This is a genomic window from Acidovorax sp. FHTAMBA, assembly GCF_038958875.1.
Classification (GTDB): Bacteria; Pseudomonadota; Gammaproteobacteria; order Burkholderiales; family Burkholderiaceae_C; genus Acidovorax.
Map to the genome: position 1 here is coordinate 3,679,858 of NZ_CP152407.1, position 24,047 is coordinate 3,703,904.

At 67.3% G+C, this 24,047-nt stretch carries 21 protein-coding genes; 8 read left to right on the forward strand and 13 right to left on the reverse strand.

Annotated features, from left to right (window positions below; genetic code table 11):
• Position 1: 1 nt before the first annotated feature.
• From AAFF19_RS17175 to AAFF19_RS17205, 7 genes are all read right to left on the reverse strand, one after another.
• Positions 2-1,333: a diguanylate cyclase gene (locus AAFF19_RS17175; protein ID WP_342720631.1), complete on the reverse strand. Its 1,332-nt coding sequence runs from the start codon at positions 1,331-1,333 to the stop codon at positions 2-4.
• A gap of 177 nt (positions 1,334-1,510) precedes the next feature.
• Positions 1,511-2,353, reverse strand: coding sequence for a MipA/OmpV family protein (locus AAFF19_RS17180; protein WP_342720632.1), 843 nt, complete (start codon positions 2,351-2,353; stop codon positions 1,511-1,513).
• 10 nt (positions 2,354-2,363) lie between these two features.
• The gene (locus AAFF19_RS17185; RefSeq protein ID WP_008902854.1) at positions 2,364-3,188 is read right to left on the reverse strand and encodes an undecaprenyl-diphosphate phosphatase; all 825 of its coding nucleotides are present in this window, start codon (positions 3,186-3,188) and stop codon (positions 2,364-2,366) included.
• A gap of 107 nt (positions 3,189-3,295) precedes the next feature.
• Positions 3,296-4,732 carry an efflux transporter outer membrane subunit gene (locus AAFF19_RS17190; protein ID WP_342720633.1) on the reverse strand — a complete coding sequence of 479 codons (1,437 nt, stop codon included), beginning with the start codon at positions 4,730-4,732 and terminating at the stop codon, positions 3,296-3,298.
• Positions 4,733-4,740: 8 nt separating this feature from the next.
• A complete protein-coding gene (locus tag AAFF19_RS17195; protein ID WP_342720634.1) occupies positions 4,741-7,923 on the reverse strand; it encodes an efflux RND transporter permease subunit in 3,183 nt (1,060 codons plus the stop codon).
• A complete protein-coding gene (locus AAFF19_RS17200) occupies positions 7,920-11,111 on the reverse strand; it encodes an efflux RND transporter permease subunit (RefSeq protein ID WP_342720635.1) in 3,192 nt (1,063 codons plus the stop codon). The genes AAFF19_RS17195 and AAFF19_RS17200 overlap by 4 nt, the downstream gene beginning before the upstream one ends.
• 9 nt (positions 11,112-11,120) lie before the next feature.
• Positions 11,121-12,431: an efflux RND transporter periplasmic adaptor subunit gene (locus AAFF19_RS17205; RefSeq protein ID WP_342720636.1), complete on the reverse strand. Its 1,311-nt coding sequence runs from the start codon at positions 12,429-12,431 to the stop codon at positions 11,121-11,123.
• Positions 12,432-12,751: 320 nt separating this feature from the next.
• Between AAFF19_RS17205 and AAFF19_RS17210 the strand changes: the two genes are divergently transcribed.
• From AAFF19_RS17210 to AAFF19_RS17245, 8 genes are all read left to right on the forward strand, one after another.
• On the forward strand, positions 12,752-13,162 hold the full coding sequence (locus AAFF19_RS17210) for a DUF2306 domain-containing protein (protein ID WP_342720637.1): 411 nt from the start codon (positions 12,752-12,754) through the stop codon (positions 13,160-13,162).
• Between the two features lie 43 nt (positions 13,163-13,205).
• A complete protein-coding gene (locus tag AAFF19_RS17215) occupies positions 13,206-13,373 on the forward strand; it encodes a hypothetical protein (RefSeq protein WP_342720638.1) in 168 nt (55 codons plus the stop codon).
• A gap of 51 nt (positions 13,374-13,424) precedes the next feature.
• Positions 13,425-13,730, forward strand: coding sequence for a 2TM domain-containing protein (locus AAFF19_RS17220; protein ID WP_342720639.1), 306 nt, complete (start codon positions 13,425-13,427; stop codon positions 13,728-13,730).
• A 99-nt stretch (positions 13,731-13,829) separates the two neighbouring features.
• The gene (locus AAFF19_RS17225) at positions 13,830-14,813 is read left to right on the forward strand and encodes a dienelactone hydrolase family protein (RefSeq protein WP_342721870.1); all 984 of its coding nucleotides are present in this window, start codon (positions 13,830-13,832) and stop codon (positions 14,811-14,813) included.
• An 11-nt stretch (positions 14,814-14,824) separates the two neighbouring features.
• A complete protein-coding gene (locus tag AAFF19_RS17230; RefSeq protein ID WP_342720640.1) occupies positions 14,825-15,871 on the forward strand; it encodes an alpha/beta fold hydrolase in 1,047 nt (348 codons plus the stop codon).
• 46 nt (positions 15,872-15,917) lie between these two features.
• Positions 15,918-16,226, forward strand: a complete 309-nt coding sequence (locus tag AAFF19_RS17235) for a 2TM domain-containing protein (RefSeq protein WP_008902844.1) — start codon at positions 15,918-15,920, stop codon at positions 16,224-16,226.
• 8 nt (positions 16,227-16,234) lie between these two features.
• Positions 16,235-17,326 (forward strand): histidine kinase, encoded by a 1,092-nt coding sequence (locus AAFF19_RS17240; protein WP_342720641.1) that lies wholly within the window; start codon positions 16,235-16,237, stop codon positions 17,324-17,326.
• Positions 17,323-18,150, forward strand: a complete 828-nt coding sequence (locus tag AAFF19_RS17245) for a LytTR family DNA-binding domain-containing protein (RefSeq protein ID WP_342720642.1) — start codon at positions 17,323-17,325, stop codon at positions 18,148-18,150. The genes AAFF19_RS17240 and AAFF19_RS17245 overlap by 4 nt, the downstream gene beginning before the upstream one ends.
• A 13-nt stretch (positions 18,151-18,163) precedes the next feature.
• Here the strand turns inward: AAFF19_RS17245 and AAFF19_RS17250 are convergent, their stop codons facing one another.
• From AAFF19_RS17250 to AAFF19_RS17275, 6 genes are all read right to left on the reverse strand, one after another.
• A complete protein-coding gene (locus tag AAFF19_RS17250) occupies positions 18,164-18,790 on the reverse strand; it encodes an ATP-binding cassette domain-containing protein (RefSeq protein ID WP_342720643.1) in 627 nt (208 codons plus the stop codon).
• A 29-nt stretch (positions 18,791-18,819) separates the two neighbouring features.
• The gene (locus AAFF19_RS17255; RefSeq protein ID WP_342720644.1) at positions 18,820-19,728 is read right to left on the reverse strand and encodes an EamA family transporter; all 909 of its coding nucleotides are present in this window, start codon (positions 19,726-19,728) and stop codon (positions 18,820-18,822) included.
• Positions 19,725-20,732 (reverse strand): SDR family oxidoreductase, encoded by a 1,008-nt coding sequence (locus AAFF19_RS17260; protein ID WP_342720645.1) that lies wholly within the window; start codon positions 20,730-20,732, stop codon positions 19,725-19,727. Before AAFF19_RS17260 ends, AAFF19_RS17255 begins: the two co-directional genes overlap by 4 nt.
• Positions 20,729-21,664, reverse strand: coding sequence for a bile acid:sodium symporter family protein (locus tag AAFF19_RS17265; protein WP_182119920.1), 936 nt, complete (start codon positions 21,662-21,664; stop codon positions 20,729-20,731). Before AAFF19_RS17265 ends, AAFF19_RS17260 begins: the two co-directional genes overlap by 4 nt.
• 181 nt (positions 21,665-21,845) lie before the next feature.
• Positions 21,846-23,180 carry an NAD(P)/FAD-dependent oxidoreductase gene (locus AAFF19_RS17270; protein ID WP_182119919.1) on the reverse strand — a complete coding sequence of 445 codons (1,335 nt, stop codon included), beginning with the start codon at positions 23,178-23,180 and terminating at the stop codon, positions 21,846-21,848.
• Positions 23,177-24,025 carry an SDR family oxidoreductase gene (locus AAFF19_RS17275; RefSeq protein ID WP_182119918.1) on the reverse strand — a complete coding sequence of 283 codons (849 nt, stop codon included), beginning with the start codon at positions 24,023-24,025 and terminating at the stop codon, positions 23,177-23,179. The genes AAFF19_RS17270 and AAFF19_RS17275 overlap by 4 nt, the downstream gene beginning before the upstream one ends.
• Between the last annotated feature and the right edge of the window lie 22 nt (positions 24,026-24,047).

The following is a 24,047-nucleotide window of genomic DNA, read 5'->3' on the forward strand; positions in this document are numbered from 1 at the left end:
GTCAGGACGTGGCCGCCTCCGCGTAATGGAGCCTGCCCTTGCCGGCCCGCTTGGCCGAATACATGGCCTGGTCAGCCCGGTTCATCAGGGCATCGATATCGCCCTCCAGCGGCGGATGCATGGCCACGCCAATGCTGGCGCCGATGTACAGGTCGCGCCCTTCTACCGCCATGGGTTGGTGCAGGGCCTCGATGATGCGATGGCCGATGGTATCGGTCACATCACGCGTGACCTCGCGGTCGAGCATGACCAGGAATTCATCGCCCCCCAGCCGCGCCATCGTGTCGCCCGCGCGCACCGTGCTGGCAATGCGCTGGGCCACGATTCGCAGTACCTCATCACCGGCGCGGTGGCCCTCGGCATCGTTCACGCCCTTGAAACCATCCAGGTCGATGAACAGCAGCGCCACCGACCCGGCACTGCTTCGCACCTGCGCCAGGGACTGCTCCAGCCGACTCTGAAAAGCCGCGCGATTGAGCAGGCCGGTGAGTGAATCGTGGTTGGCCAGGTAATGCTGCTGGCGGGCGATCTGGATCTTGGCCGAGACATCCTGGACAAGCGCCATGATCGATGTGACCTGTCCTTGCGCATCGGTCAGCGCGGAGTTGAACCACTCGCAGTGCACCTCGCTGCCGTCGTCGCGCACAAAGCAGGTCTCGGCGCGGTTCTGCGACTCCTGCCCGGACTGCAGACGCTGCAACGCGTGGTGAAGTCCCTCATCCTGGGAGGAGCGTGCCATCAGCTCGGTGAGCAGACGCCCCTCCAGGCCCGCGACATGGAGCCAACCCATAAGCTGCACGGCGCGCTGCGAACAGTGCAGAAGCCGCAGGTTGTGATCCATCTCCAGCACCGCGAGGGGGCTGTTTTCCATGTGCGAGGACAGGCGCTGGTTGGCCGCGCGCAGCGCATTCATGGTGACCTGCAGTTCGTGCACGTCAAGGGCCGTGGTGATGAAGCCCTCCACCATGCCCTGCGGGTTCTGCCATGGGGTCAGGCAGATGGTGCGCCATTCGTCCACGCCGTAGGGTGTGCGCAAAAGGCGCTGGTATTGCACGCGTTCGCCCTGCAGCACGCGCTCCACAAAGGGCATGAAGCGCGCGCAGTCGGACTCGCCATACACCTGGACCAGCGTTTTGCCAATCAGCTGCTCTGGGACGGTGCCAAACCACCGGGCGTATTCGTCGTTGACATAAATCATGACGAGGCTGCGGTCGATGACGGCCATGGTGGCGCCCGCGCTGCGTGTGATCACATCCAGCAACTCCGCCTTGGACCAGGAACCCTGGAGAGCGGCCGTGGGGGGCTGGGACAACTCAGGCTCGTGTTGCATCATGCGGCGAAGGCCCCGGCGGGGAAAGAGTCATGACAAGAGAGGCCATCCCGCGCTCTGCCCCTGCGGAGGTGGCGGCGTTTGCGTTGCCCTGCTACGGGCAACAACCTGCCCGCGCCAGCTTATCACTTTCAGCCGCTGCCCACCCCGCGTGGCCGCACGGCCCCCTGGCGAAAAAATTCAGCGGCAGCAGCGGTACGCCAGACCGACGGACACGGAGTACCCCGTGGGTTCCAACGTCAGCGGACTGCGCCGAGCGTCGCCCTGAAGCTGCGATACACGTGCCCCGGCCAGCACCACCCAGTGTCGACTGAGGGCCGACATGACTTCAAACCCCGCGTCCACGCTGTACAGCCCCGCGCGGGGGTCAAACGCAGGCAACGCGCCGGATCCACCGGCAGGCACGCCAAAGTGGCCGCGCAGGTAGGTGTGGTCCCCAAAGCTCGCACCCGCGCTGAAACTCACTTTGGTCTGCTCGGTCACGGGCCAGGTGTAACCCACGCTGGTGGACAACTGCGCGCCACCGTCACGGCCCAGTATGTCCTGGGAGAGCCCCGCTCCCACCGACCACCGTGGCGTCAGCGCGTAACCGGCACTCAACCTGGCGCGCAACGTGGACCGGACCGAGGGCAAGCCCACGAGGATCGGCGCATCGGAGCCATCACGACCGTTGTCAATGCGCAGCGACGCACTGAGGCGGAACTGGTCTCCCTGCGCCAGGGTGGCACTCGCACCGGATTCGCGCGGACCCAGACCATGCCCCATGAACGCACTCCCCCGTGACGTGCTGATCCGGAAACGCCCATACTCGATGGCCCAGGCAGGCCGAAGGCGCGTCTTGCGGCCATCGCCCCCGGCGTAGTCCGGGCTGGAACTGGCGATCGCGCCGAGTGCATAGTTGAACGCCGGTTTGGCCGGCGCCGCAGCCTCGGGGGATTCTTCCGAGTGTGCTGCGGGCGACGCCCACCAGCAGGCCAGCGCCAGGGCGCAGGAAACGGACCAACGGGGGGCTGAACGGTTCATGGCTGGATTATCAGTCGGCCCACTGCACCCATCCGGTCCACGCGGTCACCAGAACAATGATGCCGAACACGATGCGGTAGTAGGCAAACGGCACAAAGCTGTGCGTGCTGATGTAGCGCAACAGCCAGCGCACACACAGCCAGGCACTGAGGAAGGAGAAGACCAGGCCTGTCATGAACATGGGGAGGTCGGCCATGGAGAGCAACGCACGCTCCTTGTACAGGCTGTACACCCCGGCACCAATCAACGTCGGAATGGCCAGAAAGAACGAAAAGTCGGTGGCCGCCTTGCGCGACAACCCCAGCAACATGCCGCCAATGATGGTGGCGCCACTGCGGCTGGTGCCCGGCACCATGGCCAGGCACTGCACCAGGCCCACCTTGAGGGCATCCAGCGGTGTCATGTCATCCACCGAATGGATGCGCGTGGCAGCGGGCGATCGGCGCTCGGCCCACAAAATGATGAAGCCCCCAATGATGAAGGTGCTGGCCACCACCACCGGGGTGAACAGGTGGGCCTTGATGGCTTTGCCCAGCAGCAGGCCCAGCAGCACGGCAGGTACAAAACCGATGACCACGTTGAGCACAAACCGCTGCGCCTGCCGCTCGGTAGGCAGGGCCACCAGCGTGGCGCGGATCTTCTGCCAGTACACCAGGATCACCGCAAAGATCGCACCGGTCTGGATGGCGATGTCAAACACCTTGGCCTTGGCGTCATCAAACCCCAGCAGGGAGCCCGCGAGGATCAGGTGCCCCGTGGAGGAAATGGGCAGGAACTCCGTCAGGCCTTCGACCACGCCCATGATGGCGGCCTTGACCAGCAATACAACGTCCACGCACACTCCTTGAGAAAATTTGAATAAAACAAGGCTCTACCGCTTGTCCATCAAGCGCTAACAGCTATCAAAACAGGAGTATATGCCGAGCCACCCCTGCCCCGCGTTCAGGCAGGGGCTTGCCACGGCGCCTCCCACCCGCCCCCCAGGGCCTGCACCAGCGCCACCACGGCCAGCTGGCGGTTGACCTGCAACTGCAGCAGCGCGCGCTGGGCCGACAGCGCCGACACCTGCGCTGCCACAACTTCGGTGTAACCCACCTGCCCCTCACGGTAGCGGTTGAGCAGCTGCTGCGCCGTGCGCTCGGCGGCCGATACGGCCTCGCGCCGCAGGGGCTCCTGTTCCTGCAGCGTGCGCAGCACCGTGAGCTGGTCTTCCACACTCTGGAAGGCCGTCAGCACCGTTTGCCGGTAGGCCGCCACACGGGCATCGCGTGCGGCCTGCGCCTCGTCTACCCGCGCGGCCGTGGCCCCCGCGTCAAACAGCGTCTGCGCAATGGACAGCCCCAGCGACCACACCGTGCCCGAGGCCCTGAACAGTTCGGCCACGCTGCTGCCACCGCTGCCCAGCGTGGCACCCAGGCTGAGGCTGGGGAAGTAGGCCGCACGCTGGATGCCGATTTGCGCATTGGCCGCTGCCACCGCCCGCTCCGCCGCTGCAATGTCGGGGCGGCGCTGCAGCAGGGTCGAGGGCACGCCCGGCGGTACCGCAGGCACTTCAGCCACCCACGGCGCGCTGGGCAGCTCGAAGTCTGCGGGGGCCCTGCCGGTGAGCACCGCCAGGGCGTGCTCGAACCGCGCCCGGTTCTGGCGCACGGTGGCCAGCTCGGCCCGCGCGTTCGCCAGCTGGGTCTGGGCCTGCAGCACGTCGGTCTGGGCCACCACCCCGGCGGCATAACGGTTACGGGCGATCTGCAGGCTGCGTTCGTAGCCCTCCACCGTGGCCTGGAGCAGCCCGATTTCCACGTCGGCTTCGCGCAGCTGGAAGTAGGCGGCTGCCAGGCTGCCCACGGCAGACAGCCGGGCCGAGGCCAGATCCGCCTCGCTGGCCTGCGCACTCGCCTGGGCACTGTTGACGCTGCTTTCAAGCCGCCCCCACAGGTCCGGAGCCCAGTCCACCCCCAGGGCGGCCTGGGTAGAGGTGCCCGACCGGCTGGCGCCCTCCCCGCCCGAGCGCGTGGCGCCGCCCGACAGGCCGACGGAGGGCAGCAGCCCTGCGCGCTGTTGCCGCACCACGGCCTGCGCCTGGGCATAGGCCGCCACAGCTGCGGCAATGTTCTGGTTGGACAGCTGCACCTGCTCTGCCAGCCGGTTCAGCTCGGCGTCTCCAAACAGCTCCCACCACGGGCCACGGTCCAGCGCATCGGCGGGCGCGGCGGGCACCCAGGTGGCGCCGGCCTCCTTGAAGGCGGCCGGCACCGGCAACTCGGGACGCTGGTAGGGCGTGGTGACGGAGCAGGCAGAAAGCAGAGCCAACGCCAGCCCGAGGCTGACCCGGCGTGCAACGCGCGCGCCGGCGTCGGAGGGGGTGAAAAGACGGTTCATGGGCGCAATCAGGTGGCGGCGCCAGGGACTGCGGCGCGGCTCAGTTGGTGTTCGTTGGGGGCGGGTCTGCGCAGTCTGTCCAGCAGCACATAGACCACCGGTGTGGTCAGCAGGGTGAGCAACTGGCTGGCAATCAGGCCGCCGATGATGGACACGCCCAGCGGCTGCCGCAGTTCAGAGCCCTGTCCAAACCCGATGGCCAGCGGCAAGGCACCCAGGGCTGCCGCCATGGTGGTCATGAGGATGGGGCGAAACCGCAGCATGCACGCCTCGCGCACGGCCGCCAGTGCCGTCAGGCCCCGGGCGCGTTCGGCCTCCAGCGCAAAGTCGATGATCATGATGGCGTTTTTCTTGACGATGCCAATCAGCAGGAACACGCCGATGAGGGCAATGATGGTGAATTGCATGTCAAACAGCAGCAACGCCAGCACAGCCCCCACGCCAGCCGATGGCAGGGTGGTGAGTACTGTGATCGGGTGGATCAGGCTTTCATACAGCACACCCAGCACGATGTAGATCACCACGATGGCCGCCAGGATCAGAAACGCCTGCTGGCCCTGGGACTGCTGGGCGCTCAGCGCGGTGCCCTGAAAACTGCCCCGCACATTGGTGGGCATGGCGATGTCTGCCTCGGCCTGGGCAATCACCTGCTGCGCCTGCCCGAGCGAGGTGCCCGGGTCGATGTTGAAAGAGATGGTGGTCGCCAGCTCGCCATCCTGGTGGCTGATCGAGGTGGGCGACGCCCGCTCTGCCACCCTGGCCACGGCACTGAGCGGCACCATGGTGGCAGGCGTCGTGCTGATCACGTCGCCGTTGGAGGCGCCCCGCTGCCCGGGGTTGGCTGTCGTTCCGGTCACGCCCGTCAGGTTGGAGGCCACGTACACGTCATTCAGCGCGGGCGGGCCGCGGGTGTATTCCGGCGCCCATTCCATGACAACGGCGTACTGGTTCAGCTCGCCATAGATGGTCGCCACGGAACGCTGTCCGAAGGCGTTGTACAGGGCATTGTTGATGGCGGTGGAGCTCACCCCCAGGCGCGATGCGCTGGCGCGGTCCACCTCCACATAGGTTTCCACGCCGTTCTCGGACTGGTCGGTGTCCACGTCCTTGAGCAGGGCCTCTTCCTTGAGCCTGTCGGCCAGGCGCGTGGCCCACTGCTTCAGGTCGGCCAGGTTGTCGCTCTTGAGCGTGTACTGGTAGGTGGAGTTGCTGGACCGCCCGCCCATCCGCAAGTCCTGCACGGGGTTCAGAAACACGCGCAGCCCCGTGATCTGGTTGAGCTGCGGGCGCAGGCGGGCAATGACCGCCGGCGTGGTGTCGGTGCGCTGCTTGAGCGGCTTGAGGTTCACAAACATGAAGCCCCCTCCGGCACGGCTACCGCCCGAGAATCCGACCACCGTGTCCACGGCGGGGTCCTTGCGGATGATCTCCACCGCCTCACGCAGCTTGCGCGCCAGCGCATCCGACGAAATGCTCTGGTCCGCCCGCAGACCGGCGTTGAGCTGGCCGTTGTCCTGCTCGGGGAAATAACCCTTGGGTATCTTGGCAAACAGGTAGACGTTGAGCCCGATCACCGCCAGGAGGATGAGCACGACCAGCCCCTTGCTGGCCAGCGCCCAGTCCAGGCTGCGCCCGTAGCCCCGCAACACGCCCTCGTAGCCCCGCTCTGCCCAGCGCGCCACGCGCGAGGGGGGCTTGTCGTTGGCAGGGTCGTGCGCGCGCAGCAACCACGCGCACATCATGGGGGTGGTGGTGAGCGAGATGACCAGCGAAATCATCACCGCCACCGAGAGCGTGACGGCGAACTCGCGGAACAGCCGCCCCACCTGCCCGTCCATAAACAGAAGGGGGATGAAAACAGCCACCAGAGACAGGCTGATGGACAGCACCGTAAAGCCCACTTCACGCGCACCCAGCAGCGCCGCCTGCACCCGCCCCATGCCTGCCTCGATGTGGCGCATGGTGTTCTCCAGCACCACGATGGCGTCATCCACCACAAACCCGGTGGCCACCGTGAGGGCCATGAGGCTCAGGTTGTTGAGGCTGAATCCCAGGAAATACATCACCCCGAAGGTGCCCAGCAACGACACCACGGTGGCCACCGCAGGAATCACCGTGGCGCGCGCCTTGCGCAAAAAGAGCCCCACCACCAGTACCACCAGGGCGATGGAGACCATGAGCGTGAGCTCGATCTCGTGCAGGGAGGAGCGGATGGAATTGGTGCTGTCGGACGCAACGGCAATCTGGATGTCCTGGGGCAACTGGGCCTGGAGATCGGGCAGCAAGGCCCGCACCGCATCCACCGTTTCGATGATGTTGGCGCCGGGCTGGCGCGTCACCAGCACCACGATGGCCGGCTCGCCATTGAACAGGCCCAGGGTCCGGCGGTTTTCCACGCCATCCACCACCCGGGCCACATCCCCCAGACGCACGGCAGCGCCATTGCGCCAGGCAATCACCAGCGACTGGTACTCGGCTGCCTTGCGGGCGGGCGATGGCGTGTAGATCTGCAGGCGGCGGCCATCGCCTTCGATGGCGCCCTTGGGGCGGTTGGCGTTGGACGCCTGGATCGCCGCGCGCACATCCTCGGTACTGATGCCGTAGCGGTTGAGCGCAAACGGCAGCAGCTCCACGCGCACGGCGGGCAGCGAGCCGCCGCCGATCTCCACCTCGCCCACGCCATCCACCTGCGACAGGCGCTGGCTCACCACGTTGGAGACCGCGTCGTAGATCTCGCCGGGCGTGCGCGTCTTGGACGTGAGCGCCAGGATGATGACGGGCGAAGCCGCCGAGTTGCGCTTGCGGTAGGTGGGGTTGCTGCGCAGCGTGGCGGGCAGGTCGGCCCGCGCGGCGTTGATGGCCGCCTGCACCTCGCGGGCCGCTGCGTCGATATCGCGGTTCAGATCAAACTGCAGGCTCACGCGGGCAGACCCGTTGGAGCTGGTCGACGTCATCTCGTTGACCCCGGCAATCACGCCCAGCCGCCGCTCCAGCGGCGTCGCCACGCTGGTAGCCATGGTTTCCGGGCTGGCACCGGGCAGGCTGGCCGATACCGAAATGGCCGGGTAGTCCACCTGCGGCAGGGGCGCCACCGGCAGCACAAAAAACGCTGCAATGCCCGCCAGCGCCACACCGATGGTGAGCAGGGCTGTGGCCACAGGCCTCTCGACGAAGGGGCGCGAAAGATTCACTGCTGCTCTCCCGCCTGCAGCGGTGCCGCCGCAGTCCCCCGGCCGGTCGCCCGGCGCCCCAGGCGGTCAAACGCCAGGTAGATCACCGGCGTGGTGAACAATGTGAGCAACTGGCTCAGGATCAGCCCGCCGAAGATGGCCAGCCCCAGCGGCCGGCGCAGCTCGGCGCCATCGCCCCAGCCGAGCATCAGCGGCAGAGCTGCAAACAGCGCCGCCAGCGTGGTCATGAGGATGGGCCGGAAACGCAGCAGCGCCGCCTGGTGGATCGCCTGCTCGGGCCCCATGCCCTGGTTGCGCTCGGCGTCGATGGCGAAGTCGATCATCATGATCGCGTTCTTCTTCACGATACCGATCAGGAGGATGATGCCGATGATGCCGATCACCCCCAGGTCGTTGCCGGTGAGCATCAGCGCCAGCAGGGCCCCCACACCGGCCGATGGCAGGGTTGAGAGGATGGTGACCGGGTGGATGTAGCTCTCGTACAGCACCCCCAGCACGATGTACACGCACACCATGGCCGCCAGAATGAGCCAGAGCTGGCTGGACAGCGATTTTTCGTAGGCGCCAGCGGCACCCTGGAACTCCATCGTCAGTCCCTGCGGCAGGCCGATCTCTTGCGCGGCCGCCCGGATGGCGTCTACCGCGCTGCCCAGGGACACTCCCCCGGCCTTGTCAAAACCCAGCGTGGCTGCCGGGTACTGCGCCACACGCGTGATCTGAAGCGGCGCGAGCTGCTCACGGATGGTGGCCACCGCCGACAGCGGCGTGGGAGCACCGGACCCGGTGCGCAGCTGCAACGTACCCAGCGCCTCGGGGGAGGCGAGGTGCTCCTGCTGCGCCTCCAGGATCACACGGTACTGGTTGGTTTCCGTGAAGATGGTGGAGACGATGCGCTGGCCGAACGCGCTGTAAAGCGTGTCATCCACCGAACTGGCCGTGACCGACAGGCGTGACGCGGTGTTGCGGTCGATGTCCACATAGGCCGACAAACCCTGTGCGCCTGCATCGGTGGTGGCATTGCGCACCTGCGGCACGGTTTGCAGGCGCTCCACCAGCTTGTGCGTCCAGGCGTTGACCTGGGCGGAATCCACACCACCAATCGACAGGCGGTATTCCGTGGGCCCGGTTTCCGCGTCGATCGTCAGATCCTGTGTGGGCTGAAGGTAGAGGGTGACCCCCGCCACCGCTTGCACCCGCTGGCGCAGCCGTTCGATGATCGCAGCCTGATCATCGCGCCGTGGCTTGAGGTTGATGAGCATGCGCCCCGCATTCAGCATGGTGTTGTTGGCCGCATCCACCCCTACAAACGAGCTCAGCGACTCCACGTCCGGGTCCTGCAGGATGGTCCGCGCCGCCGCCTGCTGCAGCTCGCTCATGCGCGCATACGAGACATCCTGCGAGGCCTCGATGCGCGCCTGCAACTGGCCCGTGTCCTGCGTGGGGAAGAGGCCCTTGGGGATGACCACATACAGCAGCGCCGTGAGCGCCAGCGTGAGCACGGCCACCAGCAGGGTGGCACCCTGGTGCCGAAGCACCCATTGCAGCCAGTGGTCATACCGCGCAATCACCCGGTCAAAACCCCGGTGTATGCGCCCTGCCATGCCCCCGGGGCCGCCCTCTGGCTCGGCCCGGAGCCAGCGGGCTGCCATCATGGGCACCAGCGTGAGCGACACAACCCCGGAGATCAGGATGGTGATGGCCAGGGTCACCGCGAACTCGCGGAACAGCCGCCCCACCACATCGCTCATGAACAAGAGCGGTATCAGCACCGCGATCAGCGACACCGTGAGCGAGATGATGGTGAAGCCGATCTGCGTGGCACCCTTGAGCGCGGCCTGGAACGGCGGCTCGCCCTTTTCGAGGTAGCGGGCGATGTTCTCTATCATCACGATGGCGTCGTCCACCACAAAGCCGGTGGCAATCGTCAGCGCCATCAGGCTCAGGTTGTTCAGGCTGTAGCCCAGCAGGTACATCACGCCGCAGGTCCCGATGAGCGAGATGGGCACCGCCAGACTGGCGATGATGGTGGCGCGCAGGCTGTGCAAAAAGAAGAAGATGACCAGCACCACCATCAGCACGGCCAGCGCCAGCTCCATCTCCACATGGTGCACCGAGGCGCGGATGCCTTTGGTGCGGTCTGACAGCACCTCGACCTTGAGCGAGGCGGGCAGACCGGCCTGCAACTCGGGCAGCTGCTTCTTGATGTTGTCCACTGTGGCGATCACGTTGGCGCCCGGCTGGCGCTGCACGTTCAAAATAATCGCAGGGGTCAGCGTGGCCCCCACACTCCCCTCTTCGCGTGGTTCGCTGCCCCCCGAGGGGGCGTTCGCTTGCTTGGGACGGCCCGGCGCGGCGCTCAGGCCGGCCCACGCCCCCAGCCGGTTGTTCTCGGCGCTTTCCACCACCCGCGCCACGTCCAGCATGCGCACGGGCGCCCCATTGCGCCAGGAGACGATGAGGTTCCTGTAGTCGTCCACCGTCAGGAGCTGGTCGTTGGCGTTGATGGTGTAGGACCGCTGGGGCCCGTCAAAACTGCCCTTGGCGCTGTTGGCATTGGCCGATGTGATGGCCGTGCGCAAGGTGTCGAGGCCGATGCCGTACGAGGCCAGCGCCCTGGTGTCGGCCTGGATGCGCATCGCCGGGCGCTGACCGCCCGCCAGCGACACCAGGCCCACGCCGCCCACCTGGCTGATCTTCTGGGCCATGCGCGTGTTCACCAGGTTCTGCACTTCGGTCAGCGGCAGCGTGTCGGAGCTGATGGCCAGCGTCAGCACCGGTGCGTCGGCAGGGTTCACCTTGGCATACACCGGGGGTGCGGGCAGGTCTGCGGGCAGCAGTGAATTGCCCGCATTGATGGCCGCCTGCACCTCCTGCTCGGCCACATCCAGCGCCAGCCCCAGGCCAAACTGCAGGGTGATGATCGATACCCCCGACGCGCTGGTGGACGCCATGCGCTCGAGCCCCGACATCTGGCCGAACTGGCGCTCCAGCGGGGCACTCACCGTGCGGCTCATCACTTCGGGGCTGGCACCCGGGTACAAGGTCTGGACCTGGATGGTGGGGTAGTCCACCTCCGGCAAGGCCGACAGCGGCAGAAAGCGGAAACCCACCAGCCCAGCCAGCACGATGGCCACCATCAGCAGCGCGGTGGCCACCGGCCTTTCAATGAACGGACGCGAAGGACTCATGCTGCCCCTTCAAGGGTTCTGCGGCGGGCGCTGGCGGCGCTGGCCGCCTTCCCCCGGCGCCGAAGCACCTCCGCGGGGCGCGGATGCGCCATTGCGCGGCCCCCGGGCGCCTGCGGCGCCCGGCAGCTGCACGGCCATGCCGTCCTGCAAGCGGTCACCGCCTTCCGTCACCACCCGCTCGCCCTCCTGCAGGCCTTCCACGATGGCAATCAGCCCCACCGTGGCCTGCCCGCGTTTGACCTTTCGCAGCGACACCGTGCGGTCTTCGTTGATCACATACACATAGTCGCCATTGGCACCCGTGCGCACTGCGGTGACGGGCACCACCACCGCCGGAACATTGCGCAGCAGCAGCTGCACGTTCACGAACTGATTGGGAAACAGCGTGCCTGCAGCGTTGTCAAACCGCGCCTTGGCCTTGACGGTGCCGGTGGTGATGTCCACCTGGTTGTCCAGCGTGGAGAAGCGGCCCTTGTCCAGCTCGGCCTTGCGCGTGCGGTCCAGCGCCGTCACGGCCAGCGCCGTCGCATCGGCTTGGGCAGCCAGAATGTCACCCACGCGGTCCTGCGGAACCGAGAACTGCACGTCAATCGGCGCCACCTGCGTGATGGTGGCAAGGCCAGCGGCATCGCCCGAGGTCACGTAGTTGCCCGCGTCCACGGTGCGCAGGCCAATGCGGCCCGACACGGGCGCCGTGATGCGTGTGTAGTCCAGGTTCAAGCGGGCCGCGCTCTCCTGCGCACGGTTGGTCATTACCGTGCCTTCCAGCTGCTTGACCAGTGCGGCCTGGGTGTCCACGTCCTGGCGGGCAATCGAGTCCTGCGACAGCAGCGTGCGGTAGCGCGCAAGGGTCAGGCGGGCGTTTTCCAGCTGCGCCTCGTCCCGCTGGCGGGTGCCCTGGGCCTGCATCAGGGCCTGCTCGAAAGGCCGGGGGTCGATCTGGGCCAGCAGCTGCCCCTTCCTGACCATCTGGCCCTCGGTGAACAACACCTGGGTGAGCATGCCGGACACCTGGGGGCGCAGCGTGACGGTGGTGGCGGGGATGACGGTGCCCAGCGCGTCGATGACCACGGGCAGCTCGGCCTTGCGCACCACGGCATCGCCCACCGTCACCATGGGACGTCCGCCGCCACCAAAGCCCGGGGGGCCACCCGATTCACCATTGGCCCGCTGAATGAGGTACCACGCCGCGGCGCCCACCAGGGCCACCAGCGCCAATGCCAGCAAGCTCCCCGCCCATCGGGATCGGCTGCGCGGTTTGTGGAGGGGGTCTGGTGGCTGGGGGGCAGATGGGGGCGCGTTGACTTCTTGCGGGTTCATGGCGGTCCTGATTCGGGTTCTGGGGCGGCGGGCCTTGCGTGTCGCTGCAATGGCCTCTATGGAATGCCATGGACCCGCGCCGTACCGAATCGTAGAGGGTCAGCCCCGCCTCTGCCTTGAATGCCGTGCGAAGAAAAGTAAACCTTGGGGTCAAAACGCTTGTGCCAGCGACAGCGAGCCGCGTTTGGCCCCGCAGGTCGCGCCACGCATGTGCATTTCACGGCGCCGGCCCGCCATTTCATCGCACGCCGGTGGCGCCGCCGGGGCCAGGCGGGCACAGTCCGGCCCATCGCACCGACACCCGCCCCGAGGACACCACCATGCAGCTCACCCCCGCCATCGCCATCCACCTGGCCGCAGCCGTGGCTGCCACCGCCATCGGCCCGCTGGCCCTTTGGGCCCGCAAGGGCCGCCAGCAGCGCCCTCGCCTGCACCGCGCGGCAGGCTACGCCTGGGTCACGCTGATGGCGGCCACGGCGGTATCCGCCCTTTTCATCAGTGGCAGCGTGGGTCCGCGCCTGGCCGGCTTTGGCGTCATCCATCTGCTCGTGCCTGTCACTCTGTTTGGCCTCGTGGGCTCGTTCATCTACCTGGCGCGGGGCAACGTGGCCGCCCACCGCAAGACCATGCAGGGCCTGTACTTCGGTGCCTGCGTGACGGCGGGCGTCTTCACGCTGCTGCCCGAGCGCTTCCTGGGCCATGCCCTGTGGTCCGCACTGGGCGTGATCTGACACCACTGTGTTTTACCCACTCCCCAATTTCAGGAGCTTCGCCATGCTGATGCAATTGCTTATCCAACAGCCCCAGATGCTGGGCCCCATCATCCAGCGCACAACCATCTGGGTCGATGGCGCAGTCTCGGCCTTCGCCATCCAAGCACAGACCACCGCCGCTCTGGGCGTCGGGCTGGTGGCAGCCATTCGGCCCCACCCCACGGCCTGAGCTGCACTCACTACCCACCCCTCTTCTTCTTTTTGCAACAGGACACCCAAAATGCGTTCCCACACCGCTACTGTTCCCACCGCTGATGCCGCCGAACGCCTGGCCCGCCGCCGCGCCGGCGCCAAGCTGGGCTGGCTGATCCACGCCATCGTCTACCTGCTGGTCAACACGCTGCTGGTGACCCTGTCCCTGTCCAGCGGCCGGGACTGGGCTGTGTTCCCCCTGCTGGGCTGGGGCCTGGGGCTGGCGGTGCACGGCGCTGTGGTGTTCATCACCACCGGCGGCGCCGGCATCTACGACCGCATGGTGCAGGCCGAACGCGAGCGTGTGGCCCAGCAACCCGGCGCCGGCCGCTGATCAGCGAGGAGAATACCCATGCGCTGCACCCCCCTGCTTCTCACCGGACTGCTCGCGGCCCTGTCGACCCTGACCACCACCCCCCCCGCCCACGCCGGCATGGGCCTGGTCGTGCTGCCCGGCCAACAAGGCGACGGCCCCGTCACGGTGTTCTACCCCACGCCCGAGGCGGATCAGCCCGTGCAGCGCGGGCCCTTTACCGTCCAGCTGGCGCCGCAGGCAGCGCCTGCGCGCGGAAACGGCCGGCTGGTGGTGGTGTCGCACGGGTCGGGCGGGAACCCCTGGGTGCACACCGACCTGGCGCGCGCCCTGGTGCGCGCGGGCTTTGTGGTGGCCATGCCCGAGCACCAGGGCGACAACGCCCGCAACGCGGCCGACGCCGGCCCGGTGAGCTGGAAGCGCCGCCCCCAAGAAGTGTCCCGCGCCATCGACGCCGTGGCCGCCGCCCGGCAGCTGGCGCCGCTGCTGCAGTTGGACAAGGTGGGCGTGGCAGGCCAGTCGGCCGGCGGGCACACGGCCCTGAGCCTGGCTGGCGGCGCCTGGTCGCCCGCCCGCTTCCTGGCCCATTGCGAAGCCCACATCGCGGACGACTTCAATGCCTGCGTCGGCACTTACACGCTGCTGACCGGCGGCATGCTGGACGGCGCCAAGAAGACCGTGGCCCTGGGTGTGCTGCGCCAGCGGTTTGACGACGCCGAACCCGTGCGCCACCACGACCCGCGCATCGCCGTGGCCGTGGCCGGCGTGCCCGCAGCGGCAGACTTCGACCCGGAATCGCTGCGCCAGCCGCGCATTCCGCTGGGCCTGGTCACCGCGGGCCGCGATGTGTGGCTGACCCCGCGCTGGCACAGCGAGGCCGTGGCCGCCGCCTGCACATCCTGCACGCGCATCGCCCACCTGCCCGAGGCCGGCCACAGCGTGCTGCTGTCGCCCCTGCCGCCCATGGAGGTGCTGGGCCGCGCCGAGCGCCACCTGCTGGCCGACCCCGCAGGCTTTGACCGCGCGGTGCTGCCCGCGCTGGACGAGCGCATCGTTACATTCCTCGCGCAGCACCTGGTGCCGGCATCAGCCGCACCGCAATGAGCGCACCAAGAATGCTGCTCATCTCCGCCATTTCCCTTGGGCTGCTCGGTACCATGGCGCGGCCCTCCCTCCTGCGGCAGCGCCGCATCACCCCCATGCTCGTGACCTTTGCCCTGGTTTTGATCGCCTTCGTGGCCGTGCTGGCCTCTGCCCTTGCCTTTGGCGGACCGCGCGACATTGCGCCGCTGGCCAGCGTCAACGACCCGTTTGAAAAGGTGGACTTCAGCCGTGTCCCGCCTGCACAGCGCTACACGGCGCGGGACGGTACCCCGCTCGCGTGGTACAGCTACGCACCCACTGCTGCCGCCACGCAGGCGCCTGTGCGGCGCGTGGTGCTGGTCCACGGCTCGTCGTCGCGCGCACGGTCGCTGCATGTGCTGGCAAGCGCCCTGGCGGCCCAGGGGCACGCGGTAGCCGCGCTCGACATGCGCGGCCATGGTGAATCCGGCCCGCGCGGGCACGTGGCGTACATCGGCCAGCTGGAAGACGATATGGAGGCCTTCCTGAACGCCGTGCCCCACGCCGGCCCGCAGACGCTGATGGGGTTTTCCGCGGGGGGCGGGTTTGCCCTGCGGTTTGCGGGCGGGGAGCGGCAGGCGCGGTTCGACCACTACGTGCTGTTGTCGCCCTTCATCCACCAGGATGCACCCACGGCGCGCCCCGACGCAGGCGGCTGGGCGGCCGTGGGTGTGCCCCGGCTGATCGCGCTCACGCTGCTCAACCGCGCGGGCATCACGCAGTGGAACCACCTGCCGGTGCTGCGCTTTGCGCTGGACGAAGCATCGCGCGCGGGCCTGACGCCCAGCTACTCCTACAGCCTGGCGATGAACTTCCGCCCGCAGCTCGACTACGCCAGCAACATCCGGAGCGCCCGGGGCAGCGTGTGCATCGTGGCCGGGCAGGACGATGAACTGTTTTATGCCGACCGCTATGCCGCGTTGTTTGCCCAGTCCGGCAAGCATGTTCCCGTCACTCTCGTGCCCGGCGTGAACCACATGGGCCTCACGCTGGATGCCCAGGCCGTGGCCGCCGTGGCGCAGCACGCCTGCCCGGCATAGCCCCGCCTAGAATCTCTGCAGCGCCATCCAGCATCGACCCACCACCATGCCCTCCCCCCTGAGCACCGAAGAGATCGAAGCGCTGGCCCAGCGGCGCGCCAATGCCAAGCTGGGCTGGTATGTGCACGCCATTGTGTTCGTGCTCGTCAACGCGCTGCTGTTTGCTCTGTCGCGCCATGGGTTCGGCACACGGCCGTGGTCGGTGTACCCGCTGCTGGGCTGGGGGCTGGGTCTGGCGCTGCACGGGGTGTCGGTGTTTTTGCTGGGCGGCGGCAGCGGCCTGCGGGAACGCATGGTGCAGCGTGAGCGCGATGCGCTGCAGCGTGAGCAGGCCAAGAAGCAGCCCCGCGAGTAGCCCGCGCCATGCTGCTGCAGCGCCCGTTCAACGGCATCACCAAGCTGCGCCACTACCTTCAGGTGCTGGCCTTCACGCTGGTGGTGGCCACCCTGCAGTACGCCTTCATGCCCGACAAACCCTACGGGCCGCCGGTGGTGTATTCGGTGCTGATCGGCAGCTTCACCTGGGCCATCATCGACCTGGGACGCGAGCTCATGCCCTCGGCCGCTGAAACGGGCTGGCCCCAGGGCTGGCAGGGCATTGCACTGGTGGCGGCGGGCATCGTCTTGGGATATGTGGCGGGCACGCTGCTGGCCGATGCGCTGTGCGTGTACTACTTCCACTTCTACCCCGCGGGCGCCTCGCTGTCGGGCGCGGACCAGCGCACCTCCATCCTCATCACCGCAATTGCCGGGCTGGTGGGCACCTACTACTTCTATGCCATCCACAAGTCGGCCTACCTGGAAGACAAGATGGCCGAGGCGCGCATGCACGCCAACGACGCGCGCCTGAAGCTGCTGGAAACGCAGCTGGAGCCGCACATGCTGTTCAACACGCTGGCCAACCTGCGCGTGCTGATCGGCAGCGACCCCGCCCGCGCGCAGCACATGCTGGACCGCATGATCGGCTACCTGCGCGCCACGCTGGCGGCCTCGCGCAGCACACGGCACCCGCTGTCGGCGGAGTTTGCGCGGCTGCAGGACTACCTGGAACTCATGGCCGTGCGCATGGGACCACGCATGGCCTACACGCTGGAGCTGCCCGATGCGCTGCAGGACGCGCCCGTGCCGCCGCTGCTGCTGCAGCCCCTGGTGGAAAACGCCATCCGCCACGGACTGGAGCCCCAGGTGCAGGGCGGCCACATCGCCGTGCGCGCCAGCACCCGCCCGGGGGCCACGGGCCCGCTGCTGGTCATCGAAGTGAACGACACGGGCGCAGGCCTGCCCGCTGCGCTGCCCACCCCGGGGCCCGGCCAGAGCTTTGGCCTCGCCCAGGTGCGCGAGCGCCTGGCCACACTGCACGGCAGCCAGGGAACTCTTGAATTGATAGCTGCTAGCGCAGGCGGGACAAGCGCCACAGTCACTTTTCCCTTAGAGAAACCTGTGAGCACACCATGATGTTTGCCCCGCCCAGCGCCCTGATCGCCGAAGACGAGCCCCTGCTGGCCGCAGCGCTGCAACAGGAGCTGGCCCACGCATGGCCTACGCTGCAGATCGCGGCCACGGTGGGCGACGGGATCTCGGCCGTGCAGCAGGCCCTGTCGCTGCTGCCCGACCTGCTGTTCTTCGACATCCGCATGCCGGGCCAGAGCGGTCTGGACGCCGCCGTGGAGCTGGCCGACGCATGGCCTGCCGACCGGCCCTTTCCCGCGCTGGTGTTTGTGACGGCCTACGACCAGTACGCCGTGCAGGCGTTTGAGGCACAGGCCGTGGACTACCTGCTCAAACCCGTGCAGGCGGCCCGGCTGCAAAAAACAGTGCAAAAACTGCAGTTAGCGCTTATGAATAAAGCGCAACCAGCTATCAATTTGGAAGCAACAATGGAACAGCTGCGGCATCTGCTGGCAGCGCCCGGCATTGCCTCGCCACCTGCTGCAGCGGCACCTAGCAGCACCGCCCCCCTCACCCTCATCCAGGCCAGCAGCGGCAGCCAGATCCACATGGTGCCGGTGGCCGACGTGCTGTACTTTGAAGCGGCCGACAAATACGTGCGTGTGCTCACGGCAGCGCGTGAGTATCTGATCCGCACGCCGCTCAAGGAACTGACGGGCCACCTGGATACCCAGGTGTTCTGGCAGATCCACCGCAGCACCCTGGTGCGCGCCAGCGCCATCACCACGGTGACGCGCGACGAGGCGGGCAAGCTGCACCTGGAGCTGGCGGGCCGGGCCGAGAAGCTGCCGGTAAGCCGCCTTTATGCCCACCTGTTCAAGGCGATGTAGTCAGCCCATCCGTCTAGCCGGGCAGGTCTACCACCGTGCCCCAGGGCACGCCGGGCAGCGCCTCGTAGTGTGCAACCACCACCACGCGCCCTGGCTTGGCAGCCACCTGCGTCAGCGCACGGGCCAGGTAAGCCACCGACGGCTTGTCGAGCCCGCCCACAGGCTCGTCGATCAGTGTGAGCGGCGCGCCCGACGCCAGCGCACCGGCCATCAGCACCTTGCGTTTGCTGCCGGTGGACAGCGCATAAAACGGCTTGTCCAGATGCTCTTGCAGCGTGAAGCCTTCGGTGTGCGTGGCGAGTGCTGCGGCATCCCACAACGGATAGCGGGCGGGCAGGCTGCCCAGCCAGCCCCGGGCCGTGAGTGGGTCCAGCTCGCCAGAGCGGGGATCGGCCCAGAACACCTGCTGCGCATACGCCTGTGGCGCACCACTTGCGCTCTGCCCCTGCAGCGTGATCTGCCCTGCCTGCGGCCGAAGCTCTCCGGCCAGCAGGCGCAGCAGCGTGGTCTTGCCACTGCTCTCGTCGCCCCGCACCAGCGCCAGGCCTGCGGGCAGCGCCATGGACCAATGCGCGAACACCCCGCAATCGGGGTACGCAAAACTCAGTCCCTCTACCTGCAAAAGCATGTTGTCGGCCACCCTGTTTCCTTGCTCTGAAAAGCAGGATTCTAGGAAGCGCGCCGTGCCCAGAGCCATCCCCCCGTCTGGTTGACCACCAGGCCACACAACACGGCGGCTGCGCCCGCCCACTGCAGAGGCAAGGGTGTCTCGCCCAAAAAAGCGTACGCAGCCCACAGCCCCACCACCGGCACCAGCAGCGAAAACGGCGTCACCCGCCCGGCCGAATGGCGTTGCAGCAGCTGCGTCCACAGCGTGTAGGCCAGCAAGGTGGCCAGCAATGCGAGGTAAAGCACTGCGAGCAAGGCTGTGCCGTCCACCGCCTGCAATTGCGTCACGACACCGCTGGCGCCTTCGGTCCACACCGCCAGCGCAAAGAACGGAACGATGGGCACCACGCTGCTCCACACGATGAACGGAAACGGCGCATAAGCCCCTGCCTGCGCAGCGCGGCGCGCCACCAGGTTGGACACCGCCCACATGAAGGCCGCGCCGAGGGTGAGCACAAAACCGGCCAGCGTCATCTGCCCGGGCCCTTCTCCATGGGCAAGACCAATCGTCATGAGCCCGCCAAACGCCAGCAGCAGACCCCACCACTGCCAGGGTTTGGCGCGCTCACCCAGCAGCGGTGCAGCCAGTAGCAGCGTAAAAAACGCCTGCGTCTGCATGACCACCGACGCCATGCCCGCCGTCATGCCCAGCTGCAGACCCAGGAACAGAAAGCCGAACTGCCCCAGCCCCTGCGCCAGCCCGTAGCCCACCACAAAACGCCAGGGCATGGATGGGTGGGGCACGAACAGCAGAAACGGCAGGGATGCCGCAGTGAAACGCAGGGCACCCAGCAGCATGGGGCTGAGCCCCTGCAAGCCCAGCTTCATCACCACAAAGTTCAGCCCCCAGATGACCACCACGGCCAACGCGCGCAGCAAGTCGCCACGGCTCAGTGCCAGCGCCGTCATGCAGCCACCGCCGCAGCCGCAGCCACCGGCCGCCCTTGGCGCGCCCGGGCAGCCACGAAGGCTTCGAACGCTTGAGCGCTGGTCTTGCCAGGCACGTAGCCCAGCACCTCCTTGAGCGCGGCATTGAGCAGCACGGGGCGGTAACGCAGAAAATCCAGCTGCTCTGGCCCGTAGCGGCTCAGGCCCAGCGCGGAGCCCACCGCCAGCGCGGCACGCAGCAGGCCCGCAGGCAACTCCAGCACCGGCTTGCCCAGGCGCCGGGCGATCTCGCGCAGCGGCAGTGCGCCATCGCCCGCCAGGTTGAAGCAACCCGCGCGCTGCTTGCGCAGGGCATGCAGGATGGCGCCGGTCACGTCTTCGTCCCAGATAAAAACAAACGGGCTCTCGCTGCCACGGATGGCCAGAAGGCGGGGTTTGTCGAACAGCGCCGTGATCTGGTTGTCCACCCGCTCGCCCAGGATGGTGCCGATGCGCAGCACCGTCTGCGCCAGCGCCGGGTGCTGCGTGCGGTACTGCGCCAGCATCTCTTCCACCAGCCGCTTGTGGTGGGAATAGGCAAACACCTCATTGCCGCGCAGCGCATCGGTCTCGCGCAGCCAGGCCGGGTTGTCGGCGTGGTAACCATAGGCCGCGCCGCTGGAGCTGACCACGATGTGCTTGACCCCCGTGGCCACGCAGGCATCGAGCACATTCTTGCTGCCGAGCACATCCACGGAATACTCAAACTCGCGGTTGGAGCCTTTTCCGGGCGTGACGATGGAGGCCAGATGCACCACGCTGTCGATGGCGTGGTCGGCGAGCGTCTGCACCAGCGCCGGGTCGCGCACGTCCTGCACCAGATAGGTCACGCCGGGCAGGCGGCGCTCGGCAGGCACCTCGCGCACGTCGGTAGCGACCAAGGTGCGGACGCCTTCGCGCGCAAGCGCTGCGACCACACCACGACCCAGAAAACCATCGGCCCCGGTCACCAGAATGCGGCGCGACATCAATGCAGAGTCCGTCATGCGCCGTGCTCCTTGGCTGCGGCTACCAAGGGCACCACCGCAGGCCTACGCCCCCACCACCCCGCCAGCGCCAGGCCCGCGATGATGTCCCAGAAGCCCCACACACCCGCTACCACCGCCATGCCGCCCAGGCCACCAAAGAAGCTGAAGATCAGCACCAGGCCCAGCCCGGCGTTGCGGATACCCACTTCAATGCTTACCGCGCGCCGGTCATAGTCCGGCAAGCCACTGAGCCGCGCGCAGGCATAGCCGGTGCCAAAAGCCAGCGCGTCATGCAACACCACGGCCAGCAGCACCAGCCCCACGTAGTCCAAGAAGTAGCGCCAGTTGCCCGCCACGGCGCCGACGATGAAACCGATCAGGCAGACAAAGCTCAGGATGCGCACGGGCTTGGTCACCCGCCGGGTGAAACGCGGCAGCTTCTCGGCGCACAAGATGCCCAGCACAAACGGCAGCCCGATGATGACCACGATGTGCGCCGCCATCTCCAGCGGGTCGAGCGCAATGCTGCGCAAGAGCGGTGCCGCCGTGGGGTGCATGCCGCCCCAAAAGGCAAAGTTGAGCGGCATGAGCACGATGGCCAGCGCGTTCGAGATTGCCGTCATAGACACCGACAGCGCCACATTCCCACCCGCACGGTGCGTGAGGATATTGCTCACGTTGCCCGGCGGGCAGCAGGCCACCAGGATCATGCCCAGCGCAATGCTGGGGCCGGGTTTGAGGAGCAGCGTGAGCACAAAGGTCACTGCAGGCAGCACGATGAACTGGGCGGCGATGCCCACCGCCATGGCGCCGGGCATGCGCAGCACGCGCTTGAAGTCGGCCACGCGAGTATCGAGCGCAATGCCGAACATGAGAAAGCCCAGCACCACGTTGAGCGCCACCAAGGACGCGGGGTTGAAGTTGAGGCGTATTTCGTCGACGGGCAGCATAGATAACCTATGAGTTCAGTTCTTCACCGCGTATTGCGAAACGCGCAACGCACGAAACTGTCGCAGCGACAGCGCGGGACGCCGAGCAAGGGCCGCCCCGCAGCGAGGACGTCGTCCCCTTGCCCGCAGTGCGCAGCGCTGCGAGAGCGGGGGGAAGGCGCGCAGCGCCTCAGGGAGGCTTTCATGCCAGGGCAGCGGCCGCTGCCCGCACCGCGTTGCGGTAGGTGTCCTTGTGCACGTAGTACGCCATGCGTTCGAGCTTGAGGTACTTGAAGCCACCCGACAGATCGGGTGGCGGCCCGGCCTTGGCCTGTCGCAGGGCCTCGGCGCGCTGCGAACCCTCGGCCTGCGCCTTGAAGAAGCGCGCCACCAGTTCGGCCTGCTCGTAGCGCCCCTGCCAGCCGATGCCACTCGCCTCGATCATGCCCATCACCGCCAGGTTGTCGAAACGCGGCGACAGGATGTTGAGGTAAAGCTGCGGCGCCATGCCCTGCCAGTTGAGCAGGCTGTGATCGATGAAGGGGTAGTGCAGCTTGTAGCCTGTAGCGCAGAGCACCAGGTCGTAGTCCTGCGCGCGGCTGTCCTTGAAGAACACGGTGCGGCCCTCAAAACGTGCGATGTCAGGCTTCACATGGATGTCCCCATGGCCCAGGTGGTGCAGTACCAGCGAATTGACCACCGGGTGCGACTCGTACATCTTGTAGTCGGGCTTGGGCAAACCAAACCGCACAGGATCGCCGGTGAACCACTGCAGCACCACGCTGTCGATCTTCTGCTTGAGCCAGGGCGGCATCTTGAACTTGCCCCCCAGCGTGTCGGCGGGCTGGCCGAACACGTATTTGGGGACGAAGTAGTAGCCGCGCCGCACCGACAGATCCACGCTGCGCGCGTAATGCACCGCATCCACGGCTATGTCGCAGCCCGAGTTGCCCGCGCCCACCACCAACACGCGTTTGCCCTTGAACAGCTCGGCGCTTTTGTAGGCGCTGGTGTGCAGCAGTTCGCCATCAAACTGGCCTTCAAAGCGCGGCATGTTGGGCTCGGCCAGCGTGCCATTGGCAATCACCACACCCTTGAACTCTGCGGTCTGCGCGGGTCCGCCGTGCTGGCTCCAGGTGACGCGCCACAGCGGCGCTGCGCCCTCGCCCACGGGCTCGGCCTTCAGCACGCGGGTACCAAACCAGTAGTGCGGGCGCAAACTAAAGTGCGCGGCAAAGTCCATGAAGTACTGCCGCATCTCGCGGTGGCTGGGGTAGTCGGCCACCTCGGGTCGCATGGGGAATTCGGTGAACTCAGTGGTGTGTTTGCTGGAGATGAGGTGTGCTGATTCGTAGACCGTGCTGCGCGGGTTCTCGATGTTCCACAGGCCGCCCACGTCGGTGTGTGCTTCAAAGCCCTGGAAGGGCACCCCCAGCTTTTGCAGGTTGCGCGCAGCCGCCAGGCCACTGGGGCCGGCGCCTATCAGGGCGATCTGGGTGCGGGTATCTGCCACAGTGGGTGTTGTCTCCGTTGTCATGCGTTTTTGCTTTCGTTGTGTATCGGTGTCTCTGCAGGCAACGCCAGGCCCGGAATGGCCGTGGCCCCCGCCTCGCCCACGCGCGGCTTGCGCGGCTGGCCCAGCAGCAGGCGGTCGTGCAGGGCGTCGGGCAACAGGTTCAGCAAGCGGGCCAGCCAGCCAATGCGCGCGGGCAGCACGATGTGGGTGCGGCCTTGCGCAACACCGGCCAGCAGGGCCTTGGCGGCGGCTTCGGGCTCCATCAGGCCCGGCATGGCAAAACGGTTGCCCGCCGTGAGCGCGGTGCGAAGGTAGCCAGGGCTCACCGTGCTGACCACAATGGATTCGCCGCGCAGCTCGGCACGCAGGCTCTCCAGGTAGCGGATGAGCCCGCCCTTGCTGGCGCAATAGGCGCCGTTGCCCGGCATGCCGCGCCAGCCTGCAATGCTGGCCACACCCACCAGGGCGCCGCGCCGCTGAGCGCGCATGGCTTTCGCAAACGGCTGAAAGGTGGTGGCCGCGCCCAGCAGGTTGATCTCCAGCATGCGGCGCAGCACGGCCAGGTCGTCGGCGTCGGCGGTGTCAAAACCACCGGCCACGCCCGCGTTGGCAATGACGAGGTCGGGCGCGGCGCCCGAACGCGCCATCCAGTCGGCCGCCATGGCCTGCATCGCGGTGCTGTCGGCCACATCGGGCGTGTACACCGCGCAGCGCCCAGGCGCCAGCGCAGCCAGTGCCCGCAACGTGGGCAAGTGAAGCCCCACCAGCGCCACGGCGGCGCCCTGGCCGATCAGCTCCCGCGCCAGGGCCTGGCCCAGGCCACCACAAGCGCCTGTGAGTACCGCGTTCTGAAAAGTCGCCGCCATGAGCACCCCGTGAAATGTTGGT

Coding starts and splice junctions, on each gene's coding strand:
- AAFF19_RS17175 (WP_342720631.1), bottom strand. CDS start 1,333: ATGATGCAACACGAGCCTGAGTTGTCCCAGCCCCCCACGGCCGCTCTC.
- AAFF19_RS17180 (WP_342720632.1), bottom strand. CDS start 2,353: ATGAACCGTTCAGCCCCCCGTTGGTCCGTTTCCTGCGCCCTGGCGCTG.
- AAFF19_RS17190 (WP_342720633.1), bottom strand. CDS start 4,732: ATGAACCGTCTTTTCACCCCCTCCGACGCCGGCGCGCGCGTTGCACGC.
- AAFF19_RS17200 (WP_342720635.1), bottom strand. CDS start 11,111: ATGAGTCCTTCGCGTCCGTTCATTGAAAGGCCGGTGGCCACCGCGCTG.
- AAFF19_RS17205 (WP_342720636.1), bottom strand. CDS start 12,431: ATGAACCCGCAAGAAGTCAACGCGCCCCCATCTGCCCCCCAGCCACCA.
- AAFF19_RS17210 (WP_342720637.1), top strand. CDS start 12,752: ATGCAGCTCACCCCCGCCATCGCCATCCACCTGGCCGCAGCCGTGGCT.
- AAFF19_RS17215 (WP_342720638.1), top strand. CDS start 13,206: ATGCTGATGCAATTGCTTATCCAACAGCCCCAGATGCTGGGCCCCATC.
- AAFF19_RS17220 (WP_342720639.1), top strand. CDS start 13,425: ATGCGTTCCCACACCGCTACTGTTCCCACCGCTGATGCCGCCGAACGC.
- AAFF19_RS17225 (WP_342721870.1), top strand. CDS start 13,830: ATGGGCCTGGTCGTGCTGCCCGGCCAACAAGGCGACGGCCCCGTCACG.
- AAFF19_RS17230 (WP_342720640.1), top strand. CDS start 14,825: ATGCTGCTCATCTCCGCCATTTCCCTTGGGCTGCTCGGTACCATGGCG.
- AAFF19_RS17235 (WP_008902844.1), top strand. CDS start 15,918: ATGCCCTCCCCCCTGAGCACCGAAGAGATCGAAGCGCTGGCCCAGCGG.
- AAFF19_RS17240 (WP_342720641.1), top strand. CDS start 16,235: ATGCTGCTGCAGCGCCCGTTCAACGGCATCACCAAGCTGCGCCACTAC.
- AAFF19_RS17245 (WP_342720642.1), top strand. CDS start 17,323: ATGATGTTTGCCCCGCCCAGCGCCCTGATCGCCGAAGACGAGCCCCTG.
- AAFF19_RS17255 (WP_342720644.1), bottom strand. CDS start 19,728: ATGACGGCGCTGGCACTGAGCCGTGGCGACTTGCTGCGCGCGTTGGCC.
- AAFF19_RS17260 (WP_342720645.1), bottom strand. CDS start 20,732: ATGACGGACTCTGCATTGATGTCGCGCCGCATTCTGGTGACCGGGGCC.
- AAFF19_RS17265 (WP_182119920.1), bottom strand. CDS start 21,664: ATGCTGCCCGTCGACGAAATACGCCTCAACTTCAACCCCGCGTCCTTG.
- AAFF19_RS17270 (WP_182119919.1), bottom strand. CDS start 23,180: ATGACAACGGAGACAACACCCACTGTGGCAGATACCCGCACCCAGATC.
- AAFF19_RS17275 (WP_182119918.1), bottom strand. CDS start 24,025: ATGGCGGCGACTTTTCAGAACGCGGTACTCACAGGCGCTTGTGGTGGC.